Here is a 17391-nt window from a genome sequence, read left to right as displayed (position 1 = left end):
CAATAACCAAACTCCAAAACGAAAAAGAGTCTTTCCATGTATGAGGAACGACTCTTAATTTTCGCTTATAGATTCAGTTCTTTTACATAAAGAAAACCTCCTATAAAAGGAGGCCTTATAAGTTGAAGAATATTCCCATTAACGAATAAATAATAACTGTTGAGAAGAGTACTGTCATGTGTAGTAAAGAAAAAAGGAACATTGATTTCGCCCATTTCTCCGGGTCCATTTTATTGTAACCATAAATACTTAACACGAGCCAGGCAACGCCTAATATAAGTGCAACTAACATGAGTCCGAGACTTAATGTAATGAACGGAAAACTAAATAGTATTAAAATAATTAAGTAGACATTCGTCTGAATATACGTTCGCTTAATTCCCTTTACAACAGGCAACATTGGTACGTTTGCTGCCTTGTACTCATCATGTCTTCTAATCGCAATTGCATAGAAATGTGGCATTTGCCAAATAACTGATATGACAAATAATCCAATAATCGCTGGGTGAGTAATATCCGGATAAATCGCTGCCCACCCAATTAATGGCGGCATCGCACCGGAGATGCTACCTATTTCCGTATTATATACAGTTGTTCGTTTTGTCCACATTGTATAGGGTACGACATAAAAAAACAGGCCTAAAAACCCTAATAATGCTGCTAAAGGAGTTGTAAAATAAAGTGCAGTAATGCCTAATAAAGACATGATAATACCGAGCCATAATGTCGTTTGGAACGAAATATTACCTGTTACGGTTGGTCTATTTTTCGTTCGATTCATAATTGAATCGATGTCTCTATCATATAGATTATTAAAAGATCCTGCAGCACCTATAACGAGAATAGAACCGATAGTAGCTAGCACAATTTCTAGTAATTTATCTCCTATACTATATTCATATGTGTATAAAGATAGAGTAAGTCCAGCAAGCATCGTAATAATATTGGACTTAATAATCCCTGTTTTGACTGTTTCGGATAATATACTAATCGTTGACTGATTTGCCATTTCTGTTTGTTTACCTTTTTTCATATACTTCATTATGTTCCTTTTCAATATATTTTATATCTATTGTACCATTTATCACACTCTTAATAACAGAGTGAAGTCTTATCTAATTTGTGTCAGTAATGCGACGCTTTTAATGATTACTGCTTATTATTATACTGAATTGATTGCGGGACTGCTGTTGTACTTAAGCAAGTAAGATGTTTAGAATCCGTCTCTTAGTATTAAGAAGCGGGAGCTTGACCAATTTAGCTAGAGGATAAGATGGCACGAATCTTTGATCCGATGATGGTTGGTCGATTGTTTGAAAATAACCTGCAGATTGCTCTGTTGGCAACTTAAGCATACAAGCATTCGGTATAATATATTAAGATTATAAGTTTTACATAAAACTCAACCCAAATGGCATTTAAGAGAAACTCCAATGTATACAAAAATAAATATGAATAATTTACAGTAGTCAATGTACACCTTGTTCATGCTATAATGACATTGACATAACAACATTTGGATATTCATCACAATACTATATGATTGTTTCAATATTGGCAATAACAGGCTTATTTAAAGGAAGGTATCTATGGTTGAGGAAAATATAACAAGGATTCATTTAGATGGAAAAGAATACATATTAATTGGCACTGCACATGTTTCGAAACATAGCGCCGAGCAAGTAAAGGAAGTCATCGAAAGAGAAAGGCCTGATTCGGTTTGTGTCGAACTGGATGAACAGCGCTATCAATCCATAACCGAAGGCAACAAGTGGAAAGATATGGACATTATACAAGTAATCAAAGAAAAGAAGGCATCATTGCTATTAATTAACCTCGCTATCTCCTCATTCCAAAACCGTCTTGCGCAACAGTTGGGGATTAAGGCAGGACAGGAAATGATTCAAGGTATCGAATCTGCTAAGGAAACAGGTGCAGAGCTCGTCCTTGCTGACCGAAATATCCAAATTACATTTGCACGTATTTGGGGGAACCTCGGTTTCAAAGGGAAAACTGTTTTACTTAGCCAAATCATAGCTAGCATCTTTAGCAAGGAAGAAATAACCGAAGAAGAGCTTGAAAAAATGAAAAATCAAGACACAATAAATGCGATTTTGAATGAATTTACTGAAGGATTTCCCCGTTTGAAAGTTCCTTTAATTGATGAACGTGATCAATATTTATCTCAAAAGATAAAGGATGCTCCAGGAAATAAAGTAGTAGCCGTTTTAGGGGCAGCCCATGTACCTGGAATTCAAAATGAACTCCATAAGGAGCATGATTTAAAAAAGTTAAACACTGTACCACCTAAATCTAAATTGCCAAAAATAATCGGATGGAGTATTCCTGTACTCATTTTAGCAATTATCGCTTATACATTTTTGTCTAACCCGTCGGCTGGGCTTGCACAAACAATTAGTTGGATTATCTGGAATGGTTCGTTATCTGCTATAGGCGCAGCTATTGCATTTGGACATCCTCTAACAATCCTTACTGCATTTATTGCCGCTCCGATAACATCATTAAACCCGCTGTTAGCAGCTGGCTGGTTTGCAGGTCTTACCCAAGCATATGTAAGACGACCTAATGTAAAAGATTTTGAATCATTATCTGAAGATGTTTATAGTATAAAAGGCTTTTGGCGTAACAAGGTTAGCAGAATTTTACTTATAGTGGTCTTAGCAAATATCGGAAGCTCACTCGGGACATTCATTAGTGGAGCTGATATTTTACGTGTATTTTTTGAAAACCTTTAATTACTAGTAATACGATAAGCAAAAAAAGTGAGGGGCAGCTCCTTCTACAACCACTGATAGTAAAGTATACTTTTCTATCATTAATCGTAGGGGCTGACCCTATAGCTTTGAATCAAATGCATAGCCTATTCAGTTAATACAAAAGCATCAGCAATACCTAAATCTTGCACTTGTTTAAGACGTTGTTCTGCATTTTCACTATTCGTGAATGCTCCTGCTTGCACACGATACCACTTTGTCCCATTAATCGTCATTGGTATGACAAAAGCATCGATTCGTTTGCTCTCTAAAAATGATACTCTTGCATCTGCATTTTCTTCATTCGTGAATGACCCTGCTATTACTTTATAGACATTACCGTTATTTACTTTTTTTTTAAGTTAAAAGCTCTAGCTAATCCATTCACATGCCCTTGTGCGACTTTTTTGCGCCAGTTCGCATCCTTCATTAACGCTGCATCTTGGCTATTGTCAATAAAACCGTTTTCTGTCAGAATTGCTGGCATGTTTGACGCTCTTAACACATGAAAGTCAGCTTTCTTCTTACCACGATTTTGGAGTGAATTAACCTTTACTATCTCCTCATGAATCAGGTCTCGATATTTTGCAGTAGTCGATGAATCTGATAAACTAGTATAAATAAAATCTTCATATCCTCTAGCGCTACCATTTGCTGCATTACAATGAATAGATAAGAAGAAATCTGCTCCCCATGAATTTGCTTCACTTGTTCTAGCAGAAAGACTTTTCGTCGCATCATTCGCACGACTCATCTTCACTTCGATATTTTCATATTCATTCGTTAGAATCGTTCGAATGTTTAGAGCAATATCTAATGCAATATCTTTTTCCTTTATACCATTACCTACTGCTCCCGAATCTGCGCCACCATGACCCGGATCTAAATAAAGTTTCATATCTTCACACCTTCCTTTAATCTATTAATCGTATATTGATAGTCTATGAGAGTTCTACTCTATTGTTTGGACATATTGCTATTTTTTTCTACACCTCAAGTCTTAGATGATTCTCCATCTGGAGTGCGTTGTCACTTTTTCCAAAATCATCTAAAATAAAATTACAACTTGATGACACTTGTATAACATCAAAATATAAGATTCAAAGGGGTTTTAAAAATGAAGAAATTTATACTTTTTTTATTCTTTATCGTTGGATTACTCATCTTAATTGTCACTAATACATCTTGGCTTTCATTTGGTCAGAATAATGAAAAAATTGAAGTAACTGACGCTATAAACAAGATTGAGATTCATGCCTCTAGTGGAAATACGCAAGTTATTCCTGAAAACCGTGATACAGTTGATGTTGAGTATAACGGAAAAGGTAAAGTTGAATTAAAAAAGACCGGCGATACTATAAAAATTGAATATAAATCGAAAAATTGGTTTCATTTTTTATCATTTAATGAGAAAAAATTAAAAATATATATACCAGAGCACTATCAAAATCAACTTATTATGAATAGCAACTCCGGGAATATCGAGTTTGCTGGAAATTCGAAAATTAATTTTGATAGAGTATCAATAGAAATTGGCTCAGGAAATCTTAGCCTAGAACAAATGACGACGAATGAATTTGTAAGTAACAGTAAATCAGGTAATTTTAAGATTGATACCTTAACCACAAAGTCGGGGTCAATTGATGTAAAATCAGGGAATGTTGAAGTGAATAATTATAGTGGACAATTAAAGTCAGATATCACTTCGGGCCGCCTACAATTACAACTGGCAGAATTAATCAGTGACATCGATATTAAAGTTCATTCAGGAGACGCGACAGTAGATTTACCTGAAAATGCTGACTATCATTTAAAAGGGAAAATAGGTAGTGGAGTTATTACAACTAATGGTCTAAATATGTCTAACTTAAAGGAAAATGAACATTCGATTGAAGGAACTAGCGGAACTGGAAAACATTCTATTTCTTTAGATGTGAGTAGCGGTCGCATCGGTTTAAATTAATGGTAATTTTAGGGTGACTCGTAATAGAGTCACCCTAATTGTTTATTATAAAGCCATTGCCTTTTTATTTGTATGTGGATGATTTTTCCCGTTATCTTTTTTGTTGAAAAATTTTTCTTTAACATAAGGGAGTATGAAGCGATCTCCACCCCAGATGTAGGCACCCTTTCCAACGAATAAGAGAATTATCGCTACTGTAAACAATACTGGGTTTGTACTTACTGTTCCTGCTAATAGGAAATTTAAATTCATAAATGCTGCTGCTAGTAAAGCTGGAATTGTAGCAATACCAACAATTAAGCCAACACCTACTAATACTTCGCCCCACGGAATCAGGAAATTAAATAGTTTCACGTTTGGCAATGCAAAGTTTTCAAGGAAATTAGCATACCAAGCTTGTACTGCTGGATGGTCACCTGTTGCTTTCACAATCGCTCCTTGGAGAAACCCTTCTGCTGCAAAGCCATCAACAACTTTATGCCAACCAGCTTCTATCCATTGGATACCTAACCATATTCTTAGTACTGTCCAAATAACACTTACTTTCTCATTTTCAAACCATTTCATAATGATTCAACCCCTTAATTTTTTATTTGTGAAACATTTCACAAGTTTAGTTAAAAAAATATTTAATTAGAGCATTATACTTTAGGATTCCTATTAATTGTGTTTGTGAAGTGTTTCACATTTTCTTTACACCTTTACTTTACTACCTTTTCGCATGTAATGCAATAGACTTTTTATCTATTCACAAAGTGTTCAAAAAAGGCCCAACTACAAGAGTTAGGCTTTTAAAAGATTGTGGCTTTTTGCACTAACCTTTTTAAGGGTTTGTTGGAGCTTAAAGTGCGAGACTCCTGCGGGATGCGTGGGAGAGGTGAGACCCCGCAAACGTTAACGCTGAGGAATACGAAAAGCGTAGGCGGCTTGCCCATCGACGTACAAACTGGAGGGGTATCGACTAAGACCAAAGGAATCACGATGAGCCGAATGGCGAATCGATGATGACTTATCGTAGGGAGGTGACCTGAAGTTTGCTTGTTCGTGCCGCAAGGAGCTATGAGGCTCACCACCCACCCCGCGGAAGGCGAGTACTGCAAGAGGAGACAAATCCTAAACGACAACTCCGTTAAAAGCAACAATGTTTACGAAAACAGCCAAAAGAAAAGAGACTTAAAATTTATAAACGTACACCTTAATTACTATTTTGGTCATATACAAGCCAGTCTGTACCATTGATTTGGTTAGAAGACTGAACTATTTTTTGTTTTACTCGCTCAGCTTCAGACCCTGTTAACATCGTCGGTTGATAATCATTACGATGAGTGACAGATGAAATTGAAAATGGCACTACATTTATGTCTTTCTTATCTGTCAATTTCCCGTTCGATAAGTGAAAGGTTTGTTGAAAAACATACGTATCCTTATCGCTAGGGTTGCGATTGCCGCCAAACATAAAGTTCCCGAGACTGTAGACAATAAACTTCCCATTATATTCTTCAATCCCTTGAATGACGTGAGGATGATGACCTAAAATTAAATCAGCACCACTGTCGATAGTATAGCGTGCTAACGTTTTTTGCTCTTCATTTGGTACATACTGTCTTTCTGTTCCCCAATGATAGTGCACTAATACAATTTGTGCCCCTTTTTCTCTTAATAATTTTATATCTTTTATTACTTGATTACGAATTTCTGGCGTATCGTCCCAGCCTTCATAACCTAAAGCACCAATTTTAATTCCTTTTATTTCTTCTATAAAAATATTATCATAACCAAAGTATCTAATTTCTTTCTTTTCTAGTGTTGTCATCGTATCTTTGTACCCTTGTTCTAGATAGTCAAAAATATGATTATTTGCTAGATTAACAGCCTCAATCCCACCTAGTTTTAAAATCTCTGCATATGAAGGGTCTCCTTTAAAGCGGAACTTCTTATTTGCTTTATTTGTCGCATTTGTCAATGTTGTTTCCAAGTTGACTGTCGTCAAATCATCTTCTATAAATATATTATTAAGTCCTTCTATAAAGTGCGGTAACCCATGTTTTGTCGCTTCATCAACAAAGGAACCTGAATATGCATATGCTTCATCTCTTCCGAGTGTAAAATCCCCTGCAGCACTAATTTTTATTTGGGTTTCAACGATTGGTTCTATTTCTTCTTTTGGTTCTGGAACAACTTTCTTAGGTTCCTCTTTTTTATCATCTATATCTTCTACCTTTTCTTCTGTCTCTTGTGTCTCCTCAGTAACATTTTTCACAATATTCGTTTCTGCAGTAGGTTCTGCTATAGCATCTTCTGTTTTTAATTGAGTATATAGAACAACTCCTATAGACAGAATTGTACAAACAATTATCACTTGTATGATTGTATTTCTCTTCCTTCGTTTCTTTTTGGTCACTCTTGACCTTCTCAATTCATTTTCTTGATTCACGATATTTCCCACCTTTATTTATAATGCCTATATTAGTTTAATACTTTTATAGATAAAAAAGTACTAGAAATGTAGCATTATTTGTGAAAAAACCGACCAAAAGTACTAGTAATTATTCCCTTTAGAGCCCTATTTACCTTCACAATCCTCCTCTCAATATTAATCCAAGCTATAAGAAACGAGGATTGTATCCAAAAATCGGAACTTATGATTAGGATATTTTTCTAAAAAAAGTTTTAACTGATAAACTATGATAATAGTTAAAATAATGTTAAGATATTAATAATTTAAATTATTTGAATTGATGAAATTTTATAACTTGGAGTGATTAAAGCATGACAGAATTACGTAGTAATATGATTAAGCAAGGATTTGACCGTGCACCGCATCGAAGCTTACTCCGTGCCGCAGGTGTAAAAGAAGAGGATTTTGGAAAACCGTTTATCGCGGTTGTGAATTCATATATTGATATTGTTCCTGGTCATGTACACTTACAGGAGTTTGGGAAAATTGTAAAAGATGCGATTCGTGAAGCTGGTGGTGTTCCATTCGAAATGAACACAATTGGTGTTGATGACGGAATTGCAATGGGACACATCGGGATGAGATATTCTCTACCGAGTCGTGAAATTATCGCTGACTCAGTTGAAACAGTTGTTTCTGCACACTGGTTTGATGGAATGGTCTGTATTCCGAACTGTGATAAAATTACACCTGGAATGATGATGGCTGCTCTTCGCGTCAATATCCCTACGATTTTTGTAAGCGGTGGACCGATGAAGGCTGGAGTTGATAAAGATGGGAACCCACTTGATTTAACATCAGTTTTTGAAGGTGTCGGCGCCTATCAATCTGGGTTAATCGATGAAGCGAAATTAACAGAAATTGAACAATTTGCATGCCCAACATGTGGTTCATGCTCAGGTATGTTCACAGCAAATTCAATGAACTGTTTAGCAGAAGGACTTGGACTAGCTCTTCCTGGTAATGGAACCATTCTTGCAGTAGCTCCAGAACGAAAGGAATTTGTTAAACGCTCTGCGACACAATTAATGGAGTTAATTGAAAAAGATATTAAACCACGTGATATCGTTACAATTGATACGATTGATAATGCATTCGCATTAGATATGGCTATGGGTGGTTCAACAAATACAGTCCTTCATACGTTAGCACTAGCACAAGAAGCTGAAATCGAGTACTCTCTTGAAAGAATTAACGAAGTAGCAAAACGTACACCACATCTAGCAAAAATCGCACCAGCTTCTGATTACCATATAGAAGATGTGCATAATGCTGGCGGTGTGAGCGCTATTATCAATGAGCTTCTCAAAAAGCCTGGTACAATTAATGGTGACTGCTTAACAGTTTCTGGTAAAACATTACGTGAAAATGTTGCAGGCGCTGAGATATTAGACGAAAATGTTATTCGTCCGTTAAGCAATCCACATTCTGAAGAGGGCGGACTTTCTGTATTATTTGGTAACTTAGCTCCTCATGGTTCAATTATTAAAGTTGGAGCAGTAGACCCAGAGGTAGGTGGATATCATAGAGGCCCAGCAATTTGCTTCGATTCTCAAGAGGATGCACTTTCAGGTATTATTACAGGAAAAGTGAAAGAAGGACATGTTGTTGTTATTCGCTACGAAGGCCCTAAAGGTGGACCTGGTATGCCTGAAATGCTTGCCCCAACTTCACAAATTGTTGGACGTGGACTTGGTGCAAAAGTAGGTTTAATTACAGACGGTCGTTTCTCAGGTGCTTCTCGTGGTATTTCAATTGGCCATATTTCTCCTGAAGCAGCTGAAGGCGGACCAATTGCATTTGTTGAAGATGGTGACATCATCGAACTTGATTTAAAGAAACGGACGATTCAACTTGAAATCTCTGATGAAGAATTTGAAAAACGTCGAGCAAATTGGAAAGGCTTTGAACCTAAAGTGAAAAAAGGTTACTTAGCTCGTTATTCTAAACTTGTAACATCAGCTAGTACTGGTGGAGTCATGAAAATTTAATTTAATGTACTCGTAAATAGCAACTGAATTCAGTTGCTATTTTTTTGTCTTGAGATTATTTACTATCATAAGCACTTAATTTAAGTTATAACTTACATTTAATAATATTCCTTGGCTGTTGTCGTAGAAATTGTTTTTTACCAAGTAGTCGTTTAGGGTTGGTCTCCTCTTGCATTAAACAGAGGCAACGGGGTGAGTGGTGAGTGAGCTCATAGCTCCGGTTCGGGACACAAGTAAACTTCAGGAGCCTCACACTTACGCTCCAACCAACTCTTGAAAAAACTATTACTAAAAAGCAACATTCTTTTAGAAAAGCGCCTATTTCTTTAATACATACTTTCTTTTAAATATAGAAATATTAAGTATGTAACTTATCGGTCTCTCCTTGAGGCTATTTCTCCATAATGTATATTGTATCTTTCATGATGGTTGGTACGGAATAAATAAAAAAGTCGTTGACGTCAAAGATGAACATTTGCAACTACAAATCAATAAGGTATGACTTTCACAAAAAACTTCCGCTCACCTACTGCAGAAGAATCGTATATTTTTCACCCTAATTACCAAGATCCATTAACATGTGGAGCAGCTGGCAAAGCAATTATTCACTATAACCTTTATGATACAAAATATATTTTCATCAACACAACCATCATTTTCGGGTGACCCAAAATCACATAGAAACGAGACATATCATCTTGTTTATGCATTAGCAGATGAACTAGTAAATCGCCTCGTCGGCTATGCAAATACATTGCTGTCGGTACATAGTGGTGAGAATTCTTACAATGCTGAATATAAAAAATAAGAAAGAATTAAATCTACAGATATTGAGTGTTCGAATGCTCGATATACTAGAGCATCACCCATTAATACCGAAAGTCAAAAGCACAAAAATTAATATAAGGACTAACAGAGCTAAATTATAAAAGGGTAGGTCATCCATGAATAAACAAATCATCCAAGCTATTAAACATTATGCAAAACCTTACATTCCCCATGATAATCAGGTAATTCTAAACGAAATAGATGAGCAAAAGTTTGTTTTACTCGGGGAATCTTCACATGGAACATCTGAATTTTATAAAATCCGCAGTGATTTAACGAAGCAGCTTATTACTGAGAAGGGATTTACTTTTATTGCTGTTGAAGGTGATTGGCCTGCTTGTATGGAAGTAAATCGATACATAAAAGGCTATGACCATGAAATCAAAAGTGCTAAGGATGCATTAAAAAAGTTTAACCGTTGGCCAACATGGATGTGGGCTAATGAAGAAATGATTGAATTAATTGATTGGTTAAAAAAATATAACCAAGACAAGACTTCCGATAAACAAGTGGGCTTTTACGGAATTGATATATATTCATTGTGGGAATCAATGGATGAAATCATACACTATTTTAAAAAAGTAGATTCCACAAACGTAGAATCAATTAAAAGAGCTTTTGAATGCTTTGAACCTTTTAATCGACAACCCGAAAAATACGGTTTATCTGCTGCTTTCTATCAAGAAAATTGTCATGATGAAGTGATCCAATTATTACTAGATATTATGAAACAAAAGCATCACTTAAAAGACCTTGAGGAGAGTCATCTCAACATTGAGGCTAATGCTTTACTAACGGCTAATGCCGAGCATTACTATCGGACAATGATTATCAATGATAATGAATCATGGAACATCCGTGACCGGCATATGGTTCAACTTATTATAACGATTGCTCACTATTACGGAAAAGATTCAAAGGGTATTATTTGGGAGCATAATACACATGTTGGCGATGCCAGAGCAACAGATATGGCGGATGAAGGTGTAATAAACGTTGGTCAGCTATTAAGAGAACAATTTAGCGAAGAAGAGATTTTTATTGTTGGTTTCGGTACTCATCGCGGAACCGTTATTGCAGCAGATCAATGGGGTATAAATTTAGAACGCATGGTTGTTCCTAAAGCAAAGTCAAATAGCTGGGAAGACCTAATGCACCAAGCAAGTGATGAGGATAAAATCATTATTTTCAATAAAGAAAATCAGCACATCTTTGAACAAACAGTTGGTCATCGTGCAATTGGTGTTGTGTACCACCCACAAAGAGAACATTTTGGAAATTATGTCCCCTCAAGCATGTCTAAACGTTATAATGCGTTCATCTTTATTGACCAGACGACTGCACTTACACCACTTAAAGTTGAAGAAGTTTACTTATGACCCTAACAATAATGAATAGTTCAGTTCGTTTCGCAAATACTGTAAATGGTAGCTATGGTTATTACACTTCTCTAGGGTACCAACTTATCAGCTTAACACAGGTTTCATTATATCTTTTATTAAAAAAGGAGACATTAATCATGGATGCGAAACGTGCTCAAGAAATATCAAGCTCACCGGAGATGGCAAGTGTCATGTATAAAGGTAATCAAGTTTATATTGAACATGTTGATCAAGATAAAGAACTTGCAACAATTCATCCACTTGAAAATCCAAGCAAAAAACAAAGCGTTTCGGTGACAAATTTAGTTGAACTTAGTAATGAATAATGACAATACGAACAATGTCACTTCATCAAGTTAAATGATGTGACATTGTTTTTAATTTATTTGATATATATAAGCCTTACTCGGGTAGTGTTGTGGAACTAACTAAACTCTCAAATATGTTAATTATGGTAAATTTTTTTAGCATTCATTCAAATGGACAAGTTCTTTAGGGCTTCTCTTTTACTAAGAGGTTTTAAATCATTATCAGCTACAAACGAACGCACATAATCAGGATTTGTTTTAGCATATTGCCTCAAAGCCCATCCAATTGCTTTTTGTACAAAAAACTCGTCACTATTTGCTCGTCTCAATACACAGTGTGAGAGGAGTTTTTCGTCTGTTTTTTCTTTATAAAAAAGTTGAGAAATAATCGCCGAACGTTGAAGCCAAATATTATCGTCCTCTATCCAAGACTCGACATACTGTGACGTATATTGAGGATAGGTTAAAAATAAATTAGCTATTATATGTGGGGCTAATACGTCAACCGTGTCCCACCATGACTTTTCAACAATTAATTGACTAATCCAGCGTATATCCTCGCCCTTTAGCTGTCTTTTACACTTTTCAAGAATATCTAATGCTGCCTTTTGAAACTCTCTTTCATCCATATTCCAAAGTGCCTGAATAACTTCCTTTAACTTCTCTTTTGGAGGTAGTCCATTATTTTCTAAAAAATTTTTAGTTAACTGTCGACGTTTTGGTGTGCGTATCCCAATAAATTCAAATTGATTTCGCAAATATTGTTTCGACCACTCAGCATATTGTTCATCATGATGCTCGTAATACGATTGAATTAATGGCTGTAAATATGAAAGTTTCCAATCTGTCCCCACTGATATACTCCCTCTCATTAATATTCTCTTAACACTGAAGACGATTAAATACTTCGTTTCATTATTGGCAAACCACGTTATATCTATGCATTTTTGAACGATGTGTTAGGATTACAATTTTTATAATTAGATAAAGAAGTAAGTCCCTATTTTCATTTACTATTTATTACAGAAAATTTGAAACTTTTTGGAATAAAAAACGTATTATTGAATGTACTAATATTTTAAAATTAGGTGGTGACTGACTTGGATGCAGGTATTTTTATGTTAATTATTCTATTTATTGGTTTACTTATATTCGTCATCAACAAGCGTGGAAAAAAGCGACCAAAACTTTCGATGGAGAATATACCGTCACAGCTTGGAAAACTTGACAATGCCCCGATTACTCCGCTAATAAATCAATTAAATAGTGCCTTAGATGAACAATACATACAACAGGTTAAAAAACGGTTCTTACAAGAAGATAGTAACCGAACAGAAGATGAATTTGAATGGCTGCTTTTTGAACTAAAACGTTACTTTATCTTAACAAAAGTATTGAAATCAACACCTATGTTTAGTGGGGATGTTGATGAAATCTGGCACGAAATGATTTTATTCACAAATGACTATGAAAAGTTCTCTCAAAATTATTATGGTAAAATGCTTCACCATTACCCTAATACAGACCCTGTACCAGCACCACAGGAACGTGCATTCTTTGATTGGGTTTTCTCACAGTTCTTTTCCATTACAGAGTTTACCTGGAATGCATGGGGCGACTTTTTTAGTGACCCCCTCAATAAAGACACGTTAAAAGACTTTAAAACGTTAGGTAGACAAGAATTAGCAACTAAGTATTTTAAGGATTGTCCTGATTGTCCTGAGGCAATTTATTATTTAATTGACAAAATGAAGGAGCAACTAGCTAGTGCGGAGCAAACATATAGTGTGAAGCCTAAAGGTAAATTTGCCAAGCAGCAAACCTTTGGTGATATGAGTACTCTATCTTTAGTGATGGTATTTTATTCCTATTATCACTTTGATGAGTATTGGAGTTATGCAAAGGAATATGCATATGGAAATGCAGCTTACAATACAAGTGGCTGTACCTCTGCTGTCTTCTGTGGTGTTGGCTCAGATAGCCATGACCATGGCGGTAGCAACGATAATGGTAGTGATGGCGGTGGCAGTGATGGCGGTGGTTCAAGCTGTTCAAGCTGTGGTGGCGGTTGCTCCTCATAAGAACAAAAGCGCAAGCGCCTTGATCAGCCCCGACAAGCATAAGACGCAAATGAATAGAAGACATTCTTTGTCTTCGATTCATTTGTGGCTTATGACCTCGAGGGGCTAGGCGCTGGAGCTAGATGTCGAAGCGCTTATCCACAGTAGAAGAATTTTATAGTTTCCTAAACAAGTTCGAAAGCCGTTTTCATCCTTTAGGTTGAAATCGGCTTTTTCTAATTAAGTGTTAAGCTGACAAATCATTAACATATTGCCATCAGGATCTTTAAAATTGAATGAATGACCGTGTTCAATATCCGTCACCAGCTCGACACCTCTTTCCTTCATAAAACGGTATGCCTCATAGATATCATCCGTATTAAAGTGAAACATCGGTGTTCTAGCATATGCATCTTCGGTATAAATCTTACTATCTAATATGATATTAAGACCATTGTTATCCATCGGTATACAACATAAATGCCCAACAATAATTTCAAACGTTGGTTCAACTTCCAAAATCGAACAATACCAGTCACGGGCTGCAACTATATCCTTTACAGGTATAAATATTCCACCAACCTTGCTTGTAACGATACTCAAAATTATCACCCCCTATTTACTACCAATTTCGCCAATAAATTGCTAATTCCTCTAAATATATTTGATATACATAAAAAAGACCTCCATCAAGGTGATGAAAGTCTCTAAATTTGAAAGTCTTTATTTTACAGGTGGTGTACCATGAATATATCCCGGAGCTGGGTTTAACTCTGGTGCTTGACCTGTTGCAACAGGATGCTCTTCATACGTAAATTGACCCTTTCCGTCCATTGAAGGTCCTGACGCCCAACGTCCTGCTTCACTTTCTTTACCTTCCGAACAGTTCATAAATGTATGTGAAACGTCAGACTTTTCATATTCACGGTTAAACGTACTTGGAACAACGATTCCTTCCTTCTCTTCAAGCTCTGCGATAGCTGCTTGCCATTGGTTTTGATGCATCGTATCACGAGCGATAAGAAATGATAGCATATCCCGCACACCATAATCATCTGTCATTTCATATAGGCGAACCACTTGTAATCTCCCTTGCGATTCAGCATTTAAATTTGCCCGAAAATCTGCTAGAAGGTTCCCACTAGCAATAGTATATCTGGCATTCCATGGGTAGCCAGTTGAATCGTTTGGACTCGCTCCTAAACCATTCACAATCGCATGCTGGGGATTCATTCCACCCATTGCACTTGCGATTATTGGGTCCTTTGCCGCCTCTTCTTGCTCTTCTACAGGTGCCTTATCTAGCAATTGAGCAATCATCGTTGCCAGCATTTCAACATGGGCAATTTCCTCAGTTCCAATATCTAATAGCATGTCACGATATTTTTGCTCTGCCCGGCAATTCCAGCCTTGAAAAAGATACTGCATCATGACAGATATTTCGCCAAATTGTCCTCCTAACACCTCTTGCAGCTTTTTTGCATAGACAGGGTCAGGTTTATTCGGTTTCGCTCTATATTGTAATTCTTTCACATGGAAAAACATACTTGCCACCTCCAGGTCATTTACATCATTAGGATAACCCCATGAATAATCTTTATGTGAAAAAGCACATGCTGGATTTAAGCAATTATTGTAAATGTGTTGGAGGTTCTTTATCGTGCTTTTTATTTTTCACTTCTGTAAATAGTGTTCCTTTATGTTGCGGGGTATCTATAGTAGTTGACTGAACAACGTTTACCATCGTATACGTATTTATAATAAAATCTAGCTTTTCTTCGAGCTTCTTTAGTTCTTTTTTTGTAACGGGTTGTGCATCTTCTTTTAAAATAATTCCAAGTTGTCCGTTCGGTTCTAAAGTAGCCCAGTGTACATCACTAATCTTACTTACACTTTTTTGCCGTAAGTTCATTTCAAGTTGGTCAACAGTAAAGCGCATTTTCTTCATATTGCTTTCATTTATTTTGCCGTTTTCGATAATAACTTTTGATTTACCGGTAATAAACTTTTCAATTTTATCATTTTTCAATTGTAAAAATTCGATAATAACTAAAGTACTCACCAAAGTAGCTCCTACGACAAATGTAGTCATTAAATTTTTACCCGCAACGGGCTGGATTAGTAACGAACCAATCCCAACCATAATGACTGTCTGTGCCAAAGTCATTTGTGATATTGACTTTCTCCCAGCAACTCGTAATAGAAATGTACCTGCAATGACGATTAATATCGCCTTCCATATCCAATTCCAATCCATACCCTTCACACACCTTGTATGTAGATTACTAAATCTTCATTGGATACTATTCCCTGAACTTGGTGATTTATAATCGTTATGTAGTTGAATTTCTCTTTTCTAGTAGAATTAACCAAATTATAATTACACTTACTATACTTACAAGAACAAACCGCTGAAAAGAAAAAAACACCATTTAAAGGTGTTTAGCGTTTTGATAAAGTCGATATACTATCAATACTAAGATTAGGCTTAATATCCACACGTAGTTCCTGTTTATCTTTATAATTACCTGTTTGAACTAATACTGAAAAAAGTCCGTTTTGGTTCACCTCTAAGACATCTGTTTCAAGGTCATCACCTATTGCAATAAGTCGTTAGGCTAGTCATTTTGGGTCGCAAGAAGGAAAGGGATTTCCTGCTTTTTTAACCCATAATAAAATCAAATTCCCCTTCTATCTCGTAGCCATTAAAGTAAAGTGTTCCAACTAAATCAATGATATATAGCCTTTTCGTTTCATTTAGCTAACTCCTAAATTATTATACTAGTTCATCAATCATTTCTTCAATTTTGTCACTTATGTAGCTGCGATTTGACAAAATTTCATGATTATAGAATGACAATTTACGATGATGCTCATCCAGATTCAATTTTTCTAATAGAGAACCGACTGCACCCCTTGTTTTTTTATCGATTTCAAAATAAATCGTTGTTTCTTCATCATCTTGTAAGATATATACTTCAAGTTCATCTAGTTTACGTTTATACTTTCCATGTGTAGGGAGAAACTCAAATTGTTGTACATATGGTAATCTTGTTTTAACAAATCGTGGGGGTGCTTGGTTTTCCATTTGTCTAAACCTAAAACCAACTATTTTAATCGCATCTAATATCGTTTCATATACTTTAGAAGGCTCAACAGATATATGATCCTGGTCCTTTGGATCAACCGCATTCCGAATATCTAATTCTGTCTCAATCCAAACAGGAGGCACATTTCTCCCTGTTCGATTATCCCTCATAGTCATTGGAGTGTATAACGGTACCTTGAAGGTGAACGGAATTTCCATAAGCTCACCTTTTTTAATAAGAAATGGGTCGTTCACTTTATAGGAATATACTAATGTATTTGTTAAATGTTCACTATCCTCGTGGCCATACAATGTCATGAGATTTAGCTTAATAGCAGCAATCTCCTGGTCTACTTCTCCTCCTCTAATTTCAACAATCCCTTCAGCTTGCCCACCTTGAGTAACTGTCTGACTGAACAATTTAGTATCTACTCTTGCTGAACCAATCCCGATACTTGTTATTACTTTTTTAAAGAAGGACATATCACTAATACCACCTTTTCATATTTGTTACTATTTATGTACGGTGAATATCGAGA

General features: G+C 35.9%; 18 protein-coding genes and 1 pseudogene. 8 read left to right on the top strand and 11 right to left on the bottom strand.

All coding sequences use genetic code 11. From position 1 onward, the window contains the following. Positions 1-115 precede the first annotated feature (115 nt). Positions 116-1033, bottom strand: coding sequence for a heme o synthase (gene cyoE / locus J2S19_RS02775; protein ID WP_307337500.1), 918 nt, complete (start codon positions 1031-1033; stop codon positions 116-118). A 556-nt stretch (positions 1034-1589) separates the two neighbouring features. Here cyoE and J2S19_RS02770 point away from each other — a divergent pair. Beyond that, the gene (locus J2S19_RS02770; RefSeq protein WP_307336884.1) at positions 1590-2756 is read left to right on the top strand and encodes a TraB/GumN family protein; all 1167 of its coding nucleotides are present in this window, start codon (positions 1590-1592) and stop codon (positions 2754-2756) included. A gap of 125 nt (positions 2757-2881) precedes the next feature. On the opposite strand, the gene J2S19_RS02765 is transcribed toward J2S19_RS02770, so the two are convergent. Together J2S19_RS02765 and J2S19_RS02760 are read right to left on the bottom strand one after the other, a co-directional pair. After that, complete coding sequence (locus J2S19_RS02765) at positions 2882-3097, bottom strand: SPOR domain-containing protein (RefSeq protein ID WP_307337497.1); 216 nt, start codon at positions 3095-3097, stop codon at positions 2882-2884. A 23-nt stretch (positions 3098-3120) separates the two neighbouring features. Continuing rightward, the gene (locus J2S19_RS02760) at positions 3121-3672 is read right to left on the bottom strand and encodes an N-acetylmuramoyl-L-alanine amidase family protein (RefSeq protein ID WP_307336881.1); all 552 of its coding nucleotides are present in this window, start codon (positions 3670-3672) and stop codon (positions 3121-3123) included. Positions 3673-3891: 219 nt separating this feature from the next. Here J2S19_RS02760 and J2S19_RS02755 point away from each other — a divergent pair, with 219 nt between their 5' ends. Beyond that, positions 3892-4737: a DUF4097 family beta strand repeat-containing protein gene (locus J2S19_RS02755; protein ID WP_307336878.1), complete on the top strand. Its 846-nt coding sequence runs from the start codon at positions 3892-3894 to the stop codon at positions 4735-4737. A gap of 45 nt (positions 4738-4782) precedes the next feature. On the opposite strand, the gene J2S19_RS02750 is transcribed toward J2S19_RS02755, so the two are convergent. Beyond that, positions 4783-5304, bottom strand: a complete 522-nt coding sequence (locus J2S19_RS02750; RefSeq protein ID WP_307336876.1) for a DoxX family protein — start codon at positions 5302-5304, stop codon at positions 4783-4785. A gap of 297 nt (positions 5305-5601) precedes the next feature. On the opposite strand from J2S19_RS02750, the gene J2S19_RS02745 reads away from it, so the two are divergent. Next, on the top strand, positions 5602-5742 hold the full coding sequence (locus tag J2S19_RS02745; RefSeq protein ID WP_307336874.1) for a hypothetical protein: 141 nt from the start codon (positions 5602-5604) through the stop codon (positions 5740-5742). 190 nt (positions 5743-5932) lie between these two features. Here J2S19_RS02745 and J2S19_RS02740 read toward each other — a convergent pair whose 3' ends face one another. Continuing rightward, positions 5933-7000, bottom strand: coding sequence for a CapA family protein (locus J2S19_RS02740; protein WP_442405476.1), 1068 nt, complete (start codon positions 6998-7000; stop codon positions 5933-5935). 506 nt (positions 7001-7506) lie between these two features. Between J2S19_RS02740 and ilvD the strand changes: the two genes are divergently transcribed. The 4 genes and pseudogenes from ilvD to J2S19_RS23660 all read left to right on the top strand — a co-directional run bounded on the left by ilvD (position 7507) and on the right by J2S19_RS23660 (position 11722). Next, positions 7507-9186 (top strand): dihydroxy-acid dehydratase, encoded by a 1680-nt coding sequence (gene ilvD, locus J2S19_RS02735; protein ID WP_307336864.1) that lies wholly within the window; start codon positions 7507-7509, stop codon positions 9184-9186. Between the two features lie 498 nt (positions 9187-9684). Continuing rightward, a pseudogene (locus J2S19_RS02730) lies at positions 9685-9994 on the top strand (hypothetical protein). A 136-nt stretch (positions 9995-10130) separates the two neighbouring features. Continuing rightward, a complete protein-coding gene (locus tag J2S19_RS02725; RefSeq protein ID WP_307336860.1) occupies positions 10131-11393 on the top strand; it encodes an erythromycin esterase family protein in 1263 nt (420 codons plus the stop codon). After that, complete coding sequence (locus J2S19_RS23660) at positions 11390-11722, top strand: H-type small acid-soluble spore protein (protein ID WP_370875027.1); 333 nt, start codon at positions 11390-11392, stop codon at positions 11720-11722. Before J2S19_RS02725 ends, J2S19_RS23660 begins: the two co-directional genes overlap by 4 nt. A 149-nt stretch (positions 11723-11871) precedes the next feature. On the opposite strand, the gene J2S19_RS02715 is transcribed toward J2S19_RS23660, so the two are convergent. After that, the gene (locus tag J2S19_RS02715; protein WP_307336857.1) at positions 11872-12558 is read right to left on the bottom strand and encodes a DNA alkylation repair protein; all 687 of its coding nucleotides are present in this window, start codon (positions 12556-12558) and stop codon (positions 11872-11874) included. A 246-nt stretch (positions 12559-12804) separates the two neighbouring features. On the opposite strand from J2S19_RS02715, the gene J2S19_RS02710 reads away from it, so the two are divergent. Further along, a complete protein-coding gene (locus J2S19_RS02710) occupies positions 12805-13785 on the top strand; it encodes a UCP032817 domain-containing protein (protein ID WP_307336853.1) in 981 nt (326 codons plus the stop codon). Between the two features lie 219 nt (positions 13786-14004). On the opposite strand, the gene J2S19_RS02705 is transcribed toward J2S19_RS02710, so the two are convergent. The 5 genes from J2S19_RS02705 to J2S19_RS02690 all read right to left on the bottom strand — a co-directional run bounded on the left by J2S19_RS02705 (position 14005) and on the right by J2S19_RS02690 (position 17335). Next, positions 14005-14367, bottom strand: a complete 363-nt coding sequence (locus J2S19_RS02705; protein ID WP_307336851.1) for a VOC family protein — start codon at positions 14365-14367, stop codon at positions 14005-14007. Between the two features lie 120 nt (positions 14368-14487). Continuing rightward, entirely contained in the window at positions 14488-15309 is an 822-nt protein-coding gene (locus J2S19_RS02700) for a manganese catalase (RefSeq protein WP_307336849.1), read from the bottom strand. A gap of 85 nt (positions 15310-15394) precedes the next feature. Then, entirely contained in the window at positions 15395-16021 is a 627-nt protein-coding gene (locus tag J2S19_RS02695) for a DUF421 domain-containing protein (protein WP_307336846.1), read from the bottom strand. Between the two features lie 185 nt (positions 16022-16206). Beyond that, on the bottom strand, positions 16207-16365 hold the full coding sequence (locus J2S19_RS23655) for an HAD hydrolase-like protein (protein WP_370875039.1): 159 nt from the start codon (positions 16363-16365) through the stop codon (positions 16207-16209). A gap of 175 nt (positions 16366-16540) precedes the next feature. Then, a complete protein-coding gene (locus J2S19_RS02690) occupies positions 16541-17335 on the bottom strand; it encodes a sporulation protein (protein WP_307336841.1) in 795 nt (264 codons plus the stop codon). Positions 17336-17391: the final 56 nt, after the last annotated feature.

This window comes from Metabacillus malikii (assembly GCF_030813355.1).
GTDB lineage: Bacteria > Bacillota > Bacilli > Bacillales > Bacillaceae > Metabacillus > Metabacillus malikii.
The sequence above is the reverse complement of the archived record's forward strand: the minus strand, read 5'-3'. Positions and strand labels throughout refer to the sequence as shown.

What these genes read in the sequence shown, in the direction of transcription:
- J2S19_RS02690 (WP_307336841.1), bottom strand. Translation starts at nt 17,335, where the DNA reads ATGTCCTTCTTTAAAAAAGTAATAACAAGTATCGGGATTGGTTCAGCA.
- J2S19_RS02760 (WP_307336881.1), bottom strand. Translation starts at nt 3,672, where the DNA reads ATGAAACTTTATTTAGATCCGGGTCATGGTGGCGCAGATTCGGGAGCA.
- J2S19_RS02755 (WP_307336878.1), top strand. Translation starts at nt 3,892, where the DNA reads ATGAAGAAATTTATACTTTTTTTATTCTTTATCGTTGGATTACTCATC.
- J2S19_RS02745 (WP_307336874.1), top strand. Translation starts at nt 5,602, where the DNA reads ATGCGTGGGAGAGGTGAGACCCCGCAAACGTTAACGCTGAGGAATACG.
- J2S19_RS02750 (WP_307336876.1), bottom strand. Translation starts at nt 5,304, where the DNA reads ATGAAATGGTTTGAAAATGAGAAAGTAAGTGTTATTTGGACAGTACTA.
- J2S19_RS23660 (WP_370875027.1), top strand. Translation starts at nt 11,390, where the DNA reads ATGACCCTAACAATAATGAATAGTTCAGTTCGTTTCGCAAATACTGTA.
- cyoE (WP_307337500.1), bottom strand. Translation starts at nt 1,033, where the DNA reads ATGAAAAAAGGTAAACAAACAGAAATGGCAAATCAGTCAACGATTAGT.
- ilvD (WP_307336864.1), top strand. Translation starts at nt 7,507, where the DNA reads ATGACAGAATTACGTAGTAATATGATTAAGCAAGGATTTGACCGTGCA.
- J2S19_RS02700 (WP_307336849.1), bottom strand. Translation starts at nt 15,309, where the DNA reads ATGTTTTTCCATGTGAAAGAATTACAATATAGAGCGAAACCGAATAAA.
- J2S19_RS02725 (WP_307336860.1), top strand. Translation starts at nt 10,131, where the DNA reads ATGAATAAACAAATCATCCAAGCTATTAAACATTATGCAAAACCTTAC.
- J2S19_RS02770 (WP_307336884.1), top strand. Translation starts at nt 1,590, where the DNA reads ATGGTTGAGGAAAATATAACAAGGATTCATTTAGATGGAAAAGAATAC.
- J2S19_RS02695 (WP_307336846.1), bottom strand. Translation starts at nt 16,021, where the DNA reads ATGGATTGGAATTGGATATGGAAGGCGATATTAATCGTCATTGCAGGT.